Consider the following 15,769-nt stretch of genomic DNA (forward strand, 5'->3'; position numbering starts at 1 on the left):
CTTCCACCTTTCCAAATAATCTTGTTATTATCCTGAATACCGATAAATGACAGAATCATAATCATATTTGTCTCTAACTCTCTGTATCATTATTCGTCAGCTGTACTTCCTTCTGGTGGTGTATAGGTCTATGATTCTTTAATTCGTCTAAACGATCATTATCACCATTTTCTTTAGCCTCTTTAATCTCTTCACGCCAGGACTTCATCTTTTCATGATACACTTTGTTAGCTTCTCTTTTAGCCTGACGTTCAGAAAGACGCTTTTCTTTTTTCTCCTTTTGTTCATAGTAACGCTCCAAAGCTTCAGAGCCGCGTTCTCGTGCTAATGCTTCTTTATGTGCCTCTGCTCTTTCCAGAAAATCTTCTTTGGAATCATCTTTTTTATCCATATCAGACAATATAGCATATTCGTCATTTTTTAAAACAGGCATGGCAGGTTTTAGAGATTTTTCTTTGGGCTTAGGAGTCTGTATCTTCTGTTTGCTGTCAGTTTCTGTAATCTCATTTTGTACGACGGTCTTTTTTGTTGCAGCAAGCTCTTCCTTTTTGTCCGATAGTGATATAAAAACAGCTAAAGCTGCGATAAAAAGAAAAACTCCTGCAATACGCCCTATACGTGTATTCATTTTTCACATACCCTCTATTTCGTAATATTTTTTCAATATTCTGATCAATACTATATTATTTGTTTAGAACTGATCAGAATATGAAGTAGAAAGAGACAGATAATCCGTCTCTTTCAGCAACATCGTTTTTTTAATTAAGTATGCCGCTGATCGGCGTTACATTGACAAAATCAAAGTAGATATCGCCGACATTACCCACTGTTCCGCTTCCACCGATTCCTGCAGAAACATCAATCACAGATGCCGTATTGGTCGTATAGGTGATTTCAGACAGAAGATCTACGTATCCACCATCACTGTTATCTGCTGTACCATTGGAAGCACCGCCATTAAAGTAGAGATCTCCACTGTTAGTTACTTTGCCTCCTGCATACACATACAGGTAACCAGAGTCATCACCTTGAGCATTAAGCCCCGTACCGTTACCGCCGGTTGCTATAATAGCACCACTGTTAAGTATATCATAGCTGGAGTACATTTCTATAGAGTCATCAGCCCCTTGACCGGCAGTAGAAGTACTTCCTTCAGCATCTCCACCCAGTGCAATAATTTCACCACTGTTCTCAACCGCATCATGACCGTAGAAGTAAAGACCACCACTGTTTCCTCCATCCAGACCAAGTCCTCCGGAGATATCAATGGCTCCACTGTTAAGTACTTTGGTCGTACCAACATAGAATTCACCTTCTGCCTCAAACTCTATATAACCTCCTCTACCGCCGGTCCCGTTTTCAGCATAACCACCTCTTGCGATGATCTGTACTTCATTAATAATGGAGCCAACCGGAACAGCAGTATAGTCATCTCCTGTCCACGCATCTTCTGTATAAGCTTCCACATTTCCTGCATGCCCACCGCTGATATTGCCGTCACCTCCAGAAACATCAAATGAACTGTAGCCAAGAAACTGAATTTTACCGACAGGAGGAAAATCTATATCTGAATAAGATGTTTCAACCTCTACATTACCCCCGTAACCACCATTAGTGTCACCATCACCACCATTCACTTCAATATTGCCGCTGATCTGTACAACTCCTGAAGCAACCTCTTCACCGTATCCATAATCATCTCCTTCACCATCGAGATATACATACACATCACCGGCATCTCCTCCATTTCCAGATACACTTAGGAGTATTCCACTGTTCGCAGGAATAATACCGGAGCTTTTGGCATTTCCACCATTGGCATAGATATTACCGGAGGTTCTGGTACTTCCACCTCCATTAAGATAAAGATATACAGTCGATCCGTTTCCGGCATTTCCGTTTCCGGCATCACCCCCATTAGCATAGATATTACCTGAGTTAAGCAGCTCTCCCACATAGCTTCCCTCTCCGGGATAGAAATCAATGTCACCGGCATCTCCCCCATTGGTACTTCCGTCACCTCCGCTGGTATTGATATCTGCAGAGTTATAAATGCTTGCCACATAAGATTCTATGTATATATAACCACCTTGTCCGCCATTACCTGCAGAACCATTACCTCCTATGGCTAAAATTGGAGCGGTATTGTAAAAACCTGTTTCTGATTCAAGAGAAAGCTGACCAGCATTTCCACCTATAGCACCATTTCCTCCACTTGCATTGATCGCTTGACTTCCGGTATGAATAAACACACCATCATACGCACTTATATACACGTGACCATAACCACTCCCTGGTTCTACAGCAGCATTTCCGCCATCTCCGCTTCCAACACCATTTCCGCCACTGGCATCAATAGCACCATTTACTTGAACCAAAGCATAATACACATTGATTCTTACATAACCACCATCTCCACCACGTTCATTTCCACTGCTTCCATTATCTCCGGATGTATCGACTGAACCATTGGCTCCAATGATCACTGAATTGTCATTAGGAAGATAAAGGTATAAAGCACCTTTGTCCCTTACTGTCGCAGGAGCACTATGTCTCGTATCAATTGTACCACCTGCTGTTGTCAATGCTGCAGTTTTAAGTGTCCCGTTTATGATCAAGTCACCATATAATTTAAAACGGGCCTGATCCTGACCTGTAGAATCATCATTGTCAGCATCACTGTTATCATCATCAACATTAAGCCCCAATACTACTGTTACTCCTTCATCAATTTTAAGGCCTGTGACACGATTTGTAATGTTATTATCACAGGTATCACCACTGTTTACAGCCTCACAAAGATATTGAGTATTTCCATTTATCAAATAAAGAGTACCTGCTGTTGTCGGTTCATTTCCACTATCTACTGTGGTGATATTGGTATCAACTGAAATTATCTTACCGTTAGTGCCCAAGTTATCTTCATGCGGATAGCTCGGAACAGTGAATGCAGTATCAACAGTACCACTTGTAAGAAATTCTACATTCATATATCCATCAGCATAGATTGCAGAACTATCAGCATTGCCACCGCTACCACTCATTCCATTCCCCCCTTTTGCCTGAATAGTAAATTCCCCGACTGTAACAACACTACTACTGTCACTGCTGCTACCGCCACCACACGCAGTTAATGCCAATACTGCCGCTGTAGCTGCGAATAGTGCTATCGGGTTTCTGCTTCCCTTTAAAAAATAACTCTTCATCTTTTTCTCCTTTTAAACTTCAATGTTTATTAACCTTTCGGCACAATATTTATCCTCTTATCAAAAGTATAGACTTTAAAAGTGACTTATAAATTAATTTTCATTATAAAATTTATTTTTATTTATATTTTAAGTTTTTTAGTTATTATGGATTATAGTGACGTACAGAGTGAAGGAAACTACATAGATGAAAATCCTGATCATTAATCATGAATACCAGTCGAATACAGAGATTGAAAAAGAATTAAAGCACAGAAGTTTTTCTACAAATTATCAAATTTTTGCTACCTTTAACAAAAATAAAACAGATATGTCAAGTTATGACCTTGTCTTGCTGGATGTACCTCTTATGAGTGATGAGAGCTATATGATCATAAAAAAAATAAGAGCTTCAGACAAACATATTCCCATTATTGTACTCAGTCCTTTCTATCAGATAAGAAATATAGAAAAGTGCTTTATTTTTGGGTGTAATGACTATCTTAAAAAACCTGTTGTCATAGATGAACTGATCTTCAAACTAAACTTTTGGCTCAATTTTAAAACATATCAGAATACTCAGACAATCCGTTTAAAGAATGGATTTTCCTATGATCCCGGACATCATGAACTGCTAAAAGATAAAATACCCATTTCTTTAACTGCCAAAGAAAAACTCTTTATAGAGATATTGGTCAAGAATAGAGGATGGTTCGTCCCTACTCCTACTATCATCCGGTATCTATGGGACAATTATGCTGCCCCTAACCAGTTAAGGGTCCTTGTATACAAATTACGTCAAAAAGCAGGTAAAGAACTGATCACTTCTATGAAGGGGATAGGCTATAAGATAGATCCGGAGAGTGTAAAAAAAACCATCTGGAGAGCAGAGCGAAGAAAACGTTCTGCTGCAGTGTTTCCGCATAAAAGATAACTGAACTATCTATCAAAAGCAGAAAACGCAACTTCATTCCAGTCAACATTAACGGGCTATTCCAATGCAGAGTGTGCCTCTTTTACCGGAGCTGTCTCCCGGGGGGGGAGGAGTATTTAGAGTTTTTTCAGAAACTCCGTTTTCAGAAAGATCATCGTACCGTTGACCTTTCCCTGAATGTGTGTCGGATCATCCGCTACCATTCTGATGTTCTTCACTGTTGTTCCCTGCTTCGCGGTAAAACCGGCACCTTTGACAGGAAGGTCTTTTATGATGCTGACCGAATCACCTTCGTTCAGTACAGTCCCGTTACTGTCACGTACAACCGGTACATCTGCACTGACCAGTCCAGCCTCAGCCCACTCTCTGATATCATCTTCAAGATACATCATATCAAGCTGATCCTGTGCACCGAGTCTGGTAAGCAGTCTGTATGCTACCACCTGTACAGCGGGTTCTGTACTCCACATACTCTCATGCAGACAGTTCCAGTGTTTCTCATTTTGTGCAGGATCTTCAATACTCGCTGCACAGGTGCTGCAGATCGTAATGGTCTCATCTTTGGGAGCTACAGTATATTCAACCAAGCCTTCCGTACTGTTACAAAGATCACATTGTGTACTCATAATCATCCTTTAGAAAAATTACCGTATTTTACTCTATTAGTTTTAATCTACCCAAAAGTCCTGCTGTGGTGGTATAGCCTACCTCAGCAAACCTCAGCTTCCCTTCTGCATCATAGATAAAGGTAGTAGGGAAAACCCGTATATGAAACTGTTTCGCCCAACTTCCGTTCTCATCGTTCAATACCCTGAAATGCAGACCGTTCTTTTCCATATAGGCATTGACCGCCGCATTCTCTCCGGAATTCACCGCAACAGTCAAGACTTCATACTCTTTGGAAAGGGTCTCAATATTGGACGCTTCGATCTGACACACCCTGCACCATGTTGCCCAAAAATGCAGAAGAACAGGCTTCCCTCTTTTCAACGTGTACAGACTGCCGTCAAGGAGTGTCACAGTTACCGGAGGAAGTTGTTCAGAGGAGAGGTCCGGCTTTCGAAGATAACTTATAATATTAGATAATATAAATAGAACTGTCATGCCTATTGCGATCTCTCTGAATATTTTTTTCAGTTTCAATTCTCTGACCCTACACCTTCAACGTTTTCAGACACTGTTCCAGTGCTCCGACATAAGAGCTGCCGTAAAATGCAGCATACACCAGCAAAGAATAGATCTGATAAAGCGGTATTTTCACGTCCTCAAAAGCCTTGCTGAGGAAATACACTCCGGTACAGTATTCAAAAAAGACCTCTCCAAAGGACCCCGTGAGACTGTAGTCTGTTAAATTCTATTTTTATATTTTGTTCCATCTTGGAAGTTTACTACAGAACCTCTGAATAACCCAAGGAGCCTGTTTTCTTCCTTTTTGGATTTTGATATACTGTTGTCAGCACTGTAGCAAGTAGCTAAAATAAAAATTATTGATTTAATATTGATATACAATACCATCGGCTCCCCATCGCTTATCATCTTGATTCTAAAGTCTTTTTCGGTTAAAATTTTGAAGGTTTAGCATCGTAATATGGTGAAGTATTGCACTTGTACTTATATCTTTATCCATGATTCACAAGAGCTTTCAACATCCAACTTGAACCCTCTAATCAACTCCAGGAGTTTATCGGACCCATGCTCAATTGACTATAAAAATCCATCTTTTAGATATCTTTGTGTATTTTTTCATTAAATAGCCATAACTATTGACCCTCAAAGTCCAAAAACTACCTAAAAATCTGGATTTTTCGCATCAACCAGATAAGTTCAACAAACTCCCAAACATCCAGAGAGTTCAGATTAGCAAAAAAGGACATAACTCATGAAAAAACTTCTCCTCTACGCAACTATAGCTGTCGCGACATCTATACTTTGGGGACGCGCTGAGCCTGCTGCACACCACAACTCACTTATCTCAAGCATCTTTCATCTCAATAACAGCCTTCGGGACAGCAAGGGTGTTATCTCTGACCTAAAACTGAGCGGCTCTGCCAGCTTTGATGACAGTAATCTGGACTGGATGAACAACCCTTCTGGTTCCGCACTGAAATTTAATGGTGTGAATGACCAGGCCGATGTCATCTTCAGAGTTGACCCCTACCTTACAGAAGGCTGGAGTGACAAGGATATTGCCGAAGTAAGCCTCGAAGGCTGGTTCTATTTTGACGCCATTGACCCTAAAGATGACAACAAACTGGAACTTTTATATATGCGCCAAGGTTGGGAATATGGTTTTGAAATCATCCGTCACCCATGGACAAACAAACTAAGTGTTTATTTGGGAAGCCATGAAGATTCCGGAGAGACGGTTAATAATGCCCTTAGTCTCAGACAGTGGCATCACATCAAAATCATCCACAACCGCACATACTATCTGCTTTATATAGATGGGAAAGAACTCCTCAAGGTAGCACATGGACGAGAAAAGTTAAATCTTTATAATGCCCAGCAAGATATCCGTCTAAGTTTTGGTGATTTTCACGGATGGGCAGACGAGATCCGTTTTAATCTGGATTTTGACACTGACAATGATGGTATCCCCAACAAGCGTGACCCAGACGATGACGGCGATGGGGTCAACGATAAGCAGGATGCTTTCCCACTCGACAGCAGTGAGTGGTCAGATAACGATAATGATGGTATTGGTGACAATGCAGATCATGATGACGACAACGACGGTATCGCCGATGAACGGGATTTGCAGCCGCTGAATGCAAGCAATGCCAATGCCGATACGGACGGTGATGGTTTTAGTGACCTTGTAGAGTATCAGAGTGGCTCTCTGCCAAATGACGCAAGCTCTTCCCCGGAAAGTACTCTTCCGGACAGAGGAGTCTCCCCGGTACTAAGTGACAGGCAGCATCGATCCCTGGAGTCTCTAATTCAAATGCAGAAGCCGGGTGAAGTGCGTATACATGCTGTTTCCAAAGAGTGGCTACGCTTGACCCTGGTCCCGGAACGAAATGAAAACAGTACAGAATTTATCCGCCAACCGGTTGACATCACCAAGGCAGAAGACCCTGCCATGTTTACTGTCAAAGATGAACAGAACAATTCCCTGTCCATAGATAAAACCGGATTAAAGAGACGCACTTTTTACGCTCCGCGTCGAGTAGGCGACCTACGGATTGCCGAGAACATCTTCATTCATCTAAACCAGCCACTTATAGCAGGGCAGCCATATACATTGAATGTCGATACCAACCTCACAGGAACTTCTATTCATACCACTTTCCGCTTTGAACCGGAATCCCAACTGAGTGACCTGTTACATGTAGACCCTTACGGATTTCGTCCTGCAGACAAAAAGAAAGGTTACCTTGGACTGATGATGGGTAGCGCCGGCGAATATGAACCCACCGATCTAAATTTTGAAGTAGTGCGCAGCAGTGACAATCAAGTGGTTTTCCAGGGTACAGGTACACTGGAAATCTCAGAAGGCTGGCGTGATACCTTTACGAACCATCCCTATCACAAAGTTTATCAGCTGGACTTTTCGGAACTGACTACAGCAGGTGAGTATTACCTGCGCCACAGTACCGGGATCAGCCAGCCATTTGTCATTCACAGCAACGTCTATCGCAATTGCATGAATACACTGGCACTGGGCATGTATCACCAGCGGAGAGGTGAAGCATTGGTTGAGCCCTTTACCCGCTTCACCCACAAAGCAACCATCGAAGATCAAACCTATGTCTACGACAGCAGTGACCTCGATCCTTTTCTGACCAGCTTGCGTAACTGGGGAGACGGCATCAAATACCCTACTACACTGGAGGGTCAACATATCGATATCAGTGGTGGTCATATGGATGCAGGAGACTATTCGCCCTATACCTGGAACAGCTCCATGACAGCATGGACACTCATTACTACACTTGATGTATATGGTGAGCGGGTTCAGCATGACAATCTGGGTATACCGGAATCTGGTGATGGCATCCCTGACCTGCTACAGGAATTCCTCATCGAGATCAACTGGCTCAAGGATATGCAGGACCCTGTAGATGGTGGTGTATTTGGCATGAGTAAGCCCAAAGGTATGAGCTACCAATACACCATGCCGGGCGAGATGGAGGATCTGACCCGTTATCTATCACCAAAGGACACTACCGTTACCGGTGGCTATGCAGCAGCATTAGCAAGAGCAGCCCGTAGTCCGATATTGAAGCAATACGATCCAGCACTGGCGGAACTACTCAAGAAACGTGCTATTAAAGCATGGGAGTGGCTTGAAGCCAACCCGGGGATGCATGGCTACCACCACTACGGTATCGCTTCTGCCAGTGAAGGTGATGAGGGGCATGAACATGCTCGCGCATGGGCAGCCATTGAACTGTATGCATTGACCGGGGACGAACGTTACCACAATGCTTTTATGGAATATCACAAACCCCTGTTACGTGATGATGGTGTCTATTTAATGAATAAAGGCTATGGCTATGTCAACCGTACTTTAGCCTTATGGGAGCACGACCAGATCGCTTACCCAGTAGATGCTGATCTAAAACAGACTTCAGTGAATCGCTTTCGGGAAGCAGTGGATCAATATGTAAGTATAAGCAATAAAACTCCTTATGATTTGGCTGTCAACGATGTAGTCAAACGATGGAATATCATCGGCTGGTTCTTTCCAGTCAGTGATTTTGGCTGGGACCTTCTGCTTGCACATGAGCTCTATGGTGATCTGGATTACCTGGAAACAGCACAGGACCAGATTCATTTCACTCTGGGTGGCAATCCCTCTAATATGAGCTATATTACCGGTATGGGATACAAACGCTTACGCTCCATTGTAGATCAAGAGTCCTATTATGATGGTATTGAGGCACCTGTCACCGGCCTACCTGTTTCACCAATGGTCACTGGGTACACATGGAGCAACACTTACACACGGGATATTAGTCAATATTCCTGGCCGCTGGACAACCCGGACCGGAATAGTGAAAGTGAAGTTTATGGTCTTCTTGAAACCGCTTATGACGGCTGGAATATCAATGGGGAATTCACCATTGAAAAGATGGCAGGGATGTTGACAAGCATGGCCATATTAACCCCTCACAACAATAAGCAATATACTTACCCTGAGTTCACTCTCACTGTAGAATCATTGGCAAACGGACTGTTTCAGCCAAAACTGAACTTCAAAGACGGGGAACCACAAAACTACAGCATCCTCTGGAGTGAGAACGACCAACATGTCAGTGCCGATCCGAATTATCTACTGCAACAGGATTTCAGCAAGCCTGTATGGAAACTTTCCGCCGAGGTCGTCACCCATGAAGGGCGACGCTGGTATGCCGAAACTCGCATCAATACCCGTGATTATACGAATACAGATATCCCATTGGAAGCCTTTTCCAATGAGAGTGTTTCTACCCTTTTTCATCTAGACGGCAGCCTCAGTGACAGTAACAGTATCATGGCAGATCTGAACCTGATGGGCAATGCCCATTTTGACAACCATAACCTGTACTGGATGCAGACTCCTTCTGGTTCGGCACTAAGATTTGACGGCTTTGGTGATGAGGCGAAGACAACTTTTTATGTAGAAAACTACCTTTCTGAAGGGAAACGCTTTGAAGATATTGCCGAAGTGAGTATAGGCGGTCTCTTTTTCTTTGACACTCTAGGACCTGTAAACGAGAATGCCTTATTTCTTTTTAGTTTACAACAGTCTTGGGCTAACCGTACAGAACTGATACGCTATGCCTGGACCAAACAGATACTGGCAGCTCTAGGTAAAATACAAGATGAACGAGATGATATCAATGAGGCACTAAGTCTGCATAAATGGCACTATATCCAAATGATATATAACCGCACTCACTACATCCTAAAGGTCGATGGCAAAGAGATCGTCAAGGTTACACATGATAATGGAGAGAAACTCCTTGATCATCGTATTGTGGCTCTGAAATTCGGTAACTTCTACGGATGGGCAGATGAGATCTACTTTAGTATGAAGTTTGATGATGGAAGCATCATTACACCTTCCAACTAGAATATCAAGCATGGCATGAAACCCTTTTTGGTTTCATGCCAACTAACAAGTGACCAGATCAGTTTACACTGGTATGGAGAAGACGATATACAATGCGTTATCACTCTTGTGTACTTTATTGACCTATTTCCAGTTATGATTTTTCACTAAGAGCAAAATAACAAATTCACAGATAAGAATGAAGAAAAGATCATCAAGAACAATGAATACCCCGTCTTTATAGATTTCAATTTCCCTACCCTACACCTTCAACGCTTTCAGACGCTGCTCCAGTGCGCCGACATAAGAGCTGCCGTAAAGTGCAGCATGCACCAGCAAAGGATAGATCTGATAGAGCGGTACTTTCACATCCTCAAAATCCTTACTGAGGGAGTGTACCCTGGTATAGTATTCAAAAAAGGTATCTCCAAAGGTATCAAAAAGCAGAATGAATGCCAGCTCCATCTCCCTGTCTCCAAAATAGATCGCAGGATCGATCAGTACTGTATCTTTAATATTAAACAATATGTTTCCACTCCACAGATCTCCGTGAAGCAGTGAGGGAGTGATGGCGGAGATATCGATACGCTTGTAAAGATCCCGACATAAACCGTCAAGCCTATCTGTCATCTCCTTGGAGATCACCCCTTTCTCATAACATATCCTGACCATAGGCATGATACGCATCTGCCCAAGGAAAAGTGCCCAGTTGTACTGTGTCTGTTCATTGATCTGCCCAAACGGTCCTATTGTAGTATCGTAATAGTAGCCGTACATTCTGCTTTCATTTGTGATACTGTGAAGACGTGACAATACTTTTGCCGCTTCAACCTCCTGTGTACACCGGGGTACCCTGCTCTCTTCGATGAATTCCATCAGCAGGTGTTGTTCGGAAACATCAAAGAGTGTGGGAACCCGTATTTCATATTTGTTAATATCTGACAACATCTTTGCCTCTGTATAGAGTCTTGAGGTAGGTTCAGAGGTTTTTAGGAGATATTTATGCATGGAGGTTTGCAAAGTATAAACAGGACCTATCTGGCCCTGGGTCAAAAAATCTGTAGAGACTATCTTATCATTAAGAAGATCTTGAAAATATGCTGTATCTATCTGCACCTTTTACCTTTACACATCCTTTTGGTACGTTAGAGTAATCTGCACCCTGCTTCGTCTATCAAAGCGTTTCAAAGATGAGCGTACAGCCAAGCTCCACAATAGTACGCTTCACTTTTGATACTGGTTTTCAGCCTATGTCCAGGCCGTCCCAGAACTCATCATAATCCAAATTGGTCATCGAGGCATCCTCTTCGATCCCTTTTTCAATAAGCTTTTGCTGTTCTTCTTCAAAATAGCGCTGCAGTGCTTCCTCGAGCATCGTATTGATATCTTTCTTCAGAAGTTCAGAAAAGGCCTGAAGATTCTCTACTGTATCCGGTTTAAGTTCTATAGTGAAACTGTCCATTATCGTTTTGCCTTATTTAACATTTTTTCCCGTTCATCAGGTTCAAACCCTTCGGGTATCGGTACCTGTTCGAGAATAATATTGACGATATCATCTTTCGTCCTCTTATTGACCTGAGAGTGTTCACTTGCAATCATTCTGTGGCGAAACACATCATGGATGACTGCCTGAACATCCTTTATGTCTACTTCATCTCTGCCTTGCAGCCAGGCATGTGCCTTTGCACACTTTTGCAGAGCGATGGAACCGCGGGGACTTACACCGATCTCGATCATCACACTAAGCTGTTTACTGTAACGCATCGGATAGCGTGTTGCAAATACAAGTTCCACAATGTAGTGCCCCAGAGCATCATCTACTTTGACCCTGGCAACCTCTTTTTGTGCTGCAAAGATAAGTTCCTGCGGCAACTTTTCTTTGACGACGGAAGAGTGGTACTTCTCCTCCTGTACCAGTTTGAGGATTTTAAACTCCGATTCCATATCGACATACCCGATCTCTACATGCATCAGAAAACGGTCCTTCTGTGCTTCCGAGAGAGGGTAGGTCCCCTCCTGTTCAATAGGGTTCTGTGTTGCCATGACAATAAAAAGCTGAGGAAGCCTGATCGTCTGTCCTGCAACAGTGACCTGATGCTCCTCCATCGCTTCAAGCATTGCTGACTGAACTTTTGCCGGAGCCCGGTTGATCTCATCTGCCAATATAATATTTCCAAATATTGGACCTCTGTGGAAACGGAAGTGCTTTTTACCGTTTTCTTCGTAAAGACGCTCCTCCCCTATAATATCTGAAGGTGAGAGGTCCGGCGTGAACTGTATGCGTGAGAATTTCGCATCGATCACATTGGCCATTGAACGCACTATCCTTGTTTTTGCAAGTCCTGGAAGTCCTTCTACCAACAGGTTCCCGTCAGCAAGCAGACCAATGATAAAACGGTCGACAATATGCTTTTGCCCTATTACCGCATCATTCATGCGTTCCCGCAAAAGCTGTATACCTTCTCTTGCTGTCATACTACTCCTTCTAAAAGTAAAGATATTGTAACATAAATCACAATACACTACTGCAATAAATCGCTTCTCTTTACAGGCTTCTGCTCTTCATTCCCACTCGTTCCATATCTCCCGATATGGAACGCATATCAATATCCAAACTACCAAAATCTTTCCACTTCGATCAACCCTGCTATGCCTTTATAATCCCTTGCAGAACTATATCGCCAATGTACCGCTTCGTCGACATATCCCCTTTTGACTGGATTTTGATGAATATACGCTATCTTGGATATCATCATGGCATCTGTCTGTATCAGTTTTGGCTGATATCCCTCTTCCCATACTTGATAATTTGTTGCTTTATGATGTGCTTTTTTATAAAACTGAAATTGCTCTAAAATAGTTTTGGCATTCTCTTTTTTCAATAGCTCCAAAAGTGCTTTTGCTGTATATTGTTTGAACGATTTCATACTTTTTTCGACATCATCACTTTGTATTACATAAGCATAGAGTTTTAAGTGATCTTTTTTTTGTAAAAACCGAAGAGAATCTATGACGATTTGTACACTCTCTTTGCGTGTAAAAAGTGGCAACCAATGAAGCACTGTACATGTCACAAAATGTGGATGCGTCGGTTCATATACTTTGTATCTGCTTCTTCCCATGATTTTATTCTATCGATATTGGGCTTATTGGTTTATTGAATTTGAGGTATGCATTCCATATCGGGAGATATGGAACGAGTAAAACTTGACACACCTGTATCCTTTTGGATACAATTATCCCATGTATGAAGTCAAAATGACAAAGACCTTTTCAAAGTGGTTGAGCAAACTCAAGGATATGAAAGGGCGTATCGCAGTAGCCCGTCGCATAGAGAGAATGAGTCACGGGAACTTTGGTGATGTCAAATCTGTTGGCACATCTATCTCCGAGCTCAGGATCACGACAGGTCCGGGATACAGAGTCTACTTTGCACAAAAAAATGGTCGGATTATCATTTTATTGGTAGGCGGAGACAAGTCTACCCAGACAAAAGATATAGAAAAAGCAGAAGCACTGCTAAAGGAGTACAACGATGAATAAAGAATTGATCCCTTTTGATCTAGTAGAATATTTGGACAATGAAGAAGCAATGGCAGAATATCTTTCCCAAGTACTCGAAGATGGAGATAATGATGAGTTTCTAAGAGCTATAGGGTATCTCGCCAAAGCCAAAGGCATGGCGCAAATTGCCAAAGAGACAGGCATGGGGAGAGAAAGCCTATATAAGGCGTTTCGTCCCAACGCCAAGCCACGCTTTGATACAGTCATGAAAGTACTTCATGCTTTGAAGCTCCAGTTGACAGCAGCACCACAGTTGCATCAATAGCGTATCTCTATCTCACTCGTTACTCGTTCCATATCTCCCGATATGGAACGAGTAAAGTGATCTTTTTTTTGTAAAAACCGAAGAGAATCTATGACGATTTGTACACTCTCTTTGCGTGTAAAAAGTGGCAACCAATGAAGCACTGTACATGTCACAAAATGTGGATGCGTCGGTTCATATACTTTGTATCTGCTTCTTCCCATGATTTTATTCTAGCGATATTGGGCTTATTGGTTTATTGAATTTGAGGTATGCATTCCATATCGGGAGATATGGAACGAGTAAACCAACTATTATAAATATTACGAAATAAAGTATCATTAATTATATGTATTTAATTTTTCATATAAAGTAAATTAATGAAATCATCTAAAACTCTATATCCATTAGCCTCTGATATTTCACCACCAGTGTTTATCATTGAGGCAATATTTGAGTCAATAGTAAGATTAACTGCAACTACAATTCCAAGATTATATATGCCTTGAATATGTTGTGGATTATTATATGTATAGTTTTGAACATCTTTAATAACCATATCAATGTATACATTAGACCAACTTAACTTATCTTTCATATATAGTTTTTGTAGACCTAATGCTTTATTTTCAATATCATTTAAATCTTTATTATAATGATGTCCAAGTTCATATTGATAAGTTAGAATATAAAATAACCCATTCAAAAATACAAAAGTTATAATTTTTTGTTCTCTATCTAGCTGTGTACCGGAATAAAAAAACTTTTTAATGTCTCTATATTGTAGTACATTAGATACTTTATTATGTATAAAATCATATCTATTTCTAGCATTACCATTAAATGCATTAGCTAAATCTCCAAAGAATCCCATTTAGATATCCTTACTAATTGGATTAAGAATATCCAATAATTTCATTGGAGCAAAACTATCTCCATTAGCCCATGCACTAATTGCATTCCCTCCTATAACCATGTATTCCATATAATACTCATTAGTTGTATTATCCATGAGTTCATTAGCTATGTAACGCACTTTATCAGATGGAACGTTTAATTCGTTCATTAAAAATGCTTTTAGTATTGCTATTGTTTCTGAATCACTGATGTTGTTATGTTGAGCAACATAATCTATAACACCAAAAAAATACATATACATTTTCATCTTGTTATCATCTGACTTAATTAAATCTTTAGTAACCATTGCTAAAGATGCATCTTTGAATATTGTTATATATTCAAGAACTTTTTGATCATAACTTACTTTTGCTTTGTTACTAAATAAACTACTAAAAAATCCCATCAATTCTCCTTTTAGAATAGTGTATCTTCATTAAGTGTCAATTTAAATCATATAACAAGAAATAAACAAGGTAATTACTATAGAATATCTACTTAATATTCAAATATAACTTAAATAGCTATAGCTAGTCGAGACCTGCCCAAGTCTTCAAACCAAATTCAAAGTTAGACCTTGATTCTACATAAGGCTACATTTTGTCTGCCTGAGTACGCAGTCAGAGGTTAATATTCAAGTGAACTATGCAGTTTTTCTTGTCCCAAAGCTTCAGCTTGGGATGTATATATGTCTGATGCATCTCCAAAAATCTCATAATGAAATAAAAAGATGATACACTTCTCCTATAGAAAGAAATAGATATACGTATTTCATCCTCAGCTGATGCAAACAGATGCCATAATGACAAAATGCCCCTTGAGGGTATAAATAAGATACAATATATACATGAAAACCCTGTAAAAAGAGGGTATGTCAATGAAGTTTAACATTGGAGATATAGTTC

15 protein-coding genes are annotated in these 15,769 nt (G+C 41.0%); 4 read left to right on the forward strand and 11 right to left on the reverse strand.

All coding sequences use genetic code 11. The annotated features are described in order from the left end of the window. Positions 1-73: 73 nt before the first annotated feature. Positions 74-628, reverse strand: coding sequence for a hypothetical protein (locus IMZ28_RS07445; protein ID WP_197547956.1), 555 nt, complete (start codon positions 626-628; stop codon positions 74-76). 130 nt (positions 629-758) lie between these two features. Beyond that, positions 759-3,206: a beta strand repeat-containing protein gene (locus IMZ28_RS07450; RefSeq protein WP_197547957.1), complete on the reverse strand. Its 2,448-nt coding sequence runs from the start codon at positions 3,204-3,206 to the stop codon at positions 759-761. A 187-nt stretch (positions 3,207-3,393) separates the two neighbouring features. Here IMZ28_RS07450 and IMZ28_RS07455 point away from each other — a divergent pair, with 187 nt between their 5' ends. Next, positions 3,394-4,119, forward strand: coding sequence for a response regulator transcription factor (locus IMZ28_RS07455; RefSeq protein WP_197547958.1), 726 nt, complete (start codon positions 3,394-3,396; stop codon positions 4,117-4,119). A 116-nt stretch (positions 4,120-4,235) separates the two neighbouring features. On the opposite strand, the gene IMZ28_RS07460 is transcribed toward IMZ28_RS07455, so the two are convergent. Both IMZ28_RS07460 and IMZ28_RS07465 read right to left on the reverse strand, forming a co-directional pair. Continuing rightward, complete coding sequence (locus IMZ28_RS07460) at positions 4,236-4,745, reverse strand: PhnA domain-containing protein (protein ID WP_232087441.1); 510 nt, start codon at positions 4,743-4,745, stop codon at positions 4,236-4,238. A 28-nt stretch (positions 4,746-4,773) separates the two neighbouring features. Then, positions 4,774-5,262, reverse strand: coding sequence for a protein disulfide oxidoreductase (locus tag IMZ28_RS07465; RefSeq protein ID WP_197547960.1), 489 nt, complete (start codon positions 5,260-5,262; stop codon positions 4,774-4,776). Between the two features lie 736 nt (positions 5,263-5,998). On the opposite strand from IMZ28_RS07465, the gene IMZ28_RS07475 reads away from it, so the two are divergent. Then, positions 5,999-10,180 (forward strand): glycoside hydrolase family 9 protein, encoded by a 4,182-nt coding sequence (locus IMZ28_RS07475; RefSeq protein WP_197547961.1) that lies wholly within the window; start codon positions 5,999-6,001, stop codon positions 10,178-10,180. Positions 10,181-10,420: 240 nt separating this feature from the next. Here IMZ28_RS07475 and IMZ28_RS07480 read toward each other — a convergent pair whose 3' ends face one another. From IMZ28_RS07480 to IMZ28_RS07495, 4 genes are all read right to left on the reverse strand, one after another. After that, entirely contained in the window at positions 10,421-11,275 is an 855-nt protein-coding gene (locus IMZ28_RS07480) for a fructosamine kinase family protein (protein ID WP_197547962.1), read from the reverse strand. Positions 11,276-11,402: 127 nt separating this feature from the next. After that, positions 11,403-11,621: a hypothetical protein gene (locus IMZ28_RS07485; protein WP_197547963.1), complete on the reverse strand. Its 219-nt coding sequence runs from the start codon at positions 11,619-11,621 to the stop codon at positions 11,403-11,405. Further along, entirely contained in the window at positions 11,621-12,634 is a 1,014-nt protein-coding gene (locus tag IMZ28_RS07490; protein WP_197547964.1) for an AAA family ATPase, read from the reverse strand. Before IMZ28_RS07490 ends, IMZ28_RS07485 begins: the two co-directional genes overlap by 1 nt. Positions 12,635-12,774: 140 nt before the next feature. Continuing rightward, positions 12,775-13,281, reverse strand: coding sequence for a transposase (locus IMZ28_RS07495; protein ID WP_197547965.1), 507 nt, complete (start codon positions 13,279-13,281; stop codon positions 12,775-12,777). A gap of 121 nt (positions 13,282-13,402) precedes the next feature. Between IMZ28_RS07495 and IMZ28_RS07500 the strand changes: the two genes are divergently transcribed. Both IMZ28_RS07500 and IMZ28_RS07505 read left to right on the forward strand, forming a co-directional pair. Further along, positions 13,403-13,702 carry a type II toxin-antitoxin system RelE/ParE family toxin gene (locus IMZ28_RS07500; protein WP_197547966.1) on the forward strand — a complete coding sequence of 100 codons (300 nt, stop codon included), beginning with the start codon at positions 13,403-13,405 and terminating at the stop codon, positions 13,700-13,702. Next, on the forward strand, positions 13,695-13,988 hold the full coding sequence (locus tag IMZ28_RS07505) for an addiction module antidote protein (protein WP_197547967.1): 294 nt from the start codon (positions 13,695-13,697) through the stop codon (positions 13,986-13,988). Before IMZ28_RS07500 ends, IMZ28_RS07505 begins: the two co-directional genes overlap by 8 nt. Here IMZ28_RS07505 and IMZ28_RS07510 read toward each other — a convergent pair. The 3 genes from IMZ28_RS07510 to IMZ28_RS07520 form a co-directional block, all read right to left on the reverse strand. Continuing rightward, positions 13,982-14,191, reverse strand: a complete 210-nt coding sequence (locus tag IMZ28_RS07510) for a hypothetical protein (RefSeq protein ID WP_232087443.1) — start codon at positions 14,189-14,191, stop codon at positions 13,982-13,984. The genes IMZ28_RS07505 and IMZ28_RS07510 overlap by 7 nt on opposite strands. Positions 14,192-14,322: 131 nt before the next feature. Beyond that, positions 14,323-14,841, reverse strand: coding sequence for a hypothetical protein (locus tag IMZ28_RS07515; protein ID WP_197547968.1), 519 nt, complete (start codon positions 14,839-14,841; stop codon positions 14,323-14,325). Continuing rightward, complete coding sequence (locus IMZ28_RS07520) at positions 14,842-15,270, reverse strand: hypothetical protein (protein ID WP_197547969.1); 429 nt, start codon at positions 15,268-15,270, stop codon at positions 14,842-14,844. It lies immediately after the preceding gene. Positions 15,271-15,769: the final 499 nt, after the last annotated feature.

Origin of the sequence: Sulfurovum indicum, assembly GCF_014931715.1 — a bacterium.
GTDB classification, from domain to species: domain Bacteria; phylum Campylobacterota; class Campylobacteria; order Campylobacterales; family Sulfurovaceae; genus Sulfurovum; species Sulfurovum indicum.

Coding starts and splice junctions, on each gene's coding strand:
- IMZ28_RS07445 (WP_197547956.1), bottom strand. CDS start 628: ATGAATACACGTATAGGGCGTATTGCAGGAGTTTTTCTTTTTATCGCA.
- IMZ28_RS07520 (WP_197547969.1), bottom strand. CDS start 15,270: ATGGGATTTTTTAGTAGTTTATTTAGTAACAAAGCAAAAGTAAGTTAT.
- IMZ28_RS07455 (WP_197547958.1), top strand. CDS start 3,394: ATGAAAATCCTGATCATTAATCATGAATACCAGTCGAATACAGAGATT.
- IMZ28_RS07495 (WP_197547965.1), bottom strand. CDS start 13,281: ATGGGAAGAAGCAGATACAAAGTATATGAACCGACGCATCCACATTTT.
- IMZ28_RS07510 (WP_232087443.1), bottom strand. CDS start 14,191: ATGGGAAGAAGCAGATACAAAGTATATGAACCGACGCATCCACATTTT.
- IMZ28_RS07475 (WP_197547961.1), top strand. CDS start 5,999: ATGAAAAAACTTCTCCTCTACGCAACTATAGCTGTCGCGACATCTATA.
- IMZ28_RS07490 (WP_197547964.1), bottom strand. CDS start 12,634: ATGACAGCAAGAGAAGGTATACAGCTTTTGCGGGAACGCATGAATGAT.
- IMZ28_RS07515 (WP_197547968.1), bottom strand. CDS start 14,841: ATGGGATTCTTTGGAGATTTAGCTAATGCATTTAATGGTAATGCTAGA.
- IMZ28_RS07450 (WP_197547957.1), bottom strand. CDS start 3,206: ATGAAGAGTTATTTTTTAAAGGGAAGCAGAAACCCGATAGCACTATTC.
- IMZ28_RS07500 (WP_197547966.1), top strand. CDS start 13,403: ATGTATGAAGTCAAAATGACAAAGACCTTTTCAAAGTGGTTGAGCAAA.
- IMZ28_RS07485 (WP_197547963.1), bottom strand. CDS start 11,621: ATGGACAGTTTCACTATAGAACTTAAACCGGATACAGTAGAGAATCTT.
- IMZ28_RS07460 (WP_232087441.1), bottom strand. CDS start 4,745: ATGAGTACACAATGTGATCTTTGTAACAGTACGGAAGGCTTGGTTGAA.
- IMZ28_RS07505 (WP_197547967.1), top strand. CDS start 13,695: ATGAATAAAGAATTGATCCCTTTTGATCTAGTAGAATATTTGGACAAT.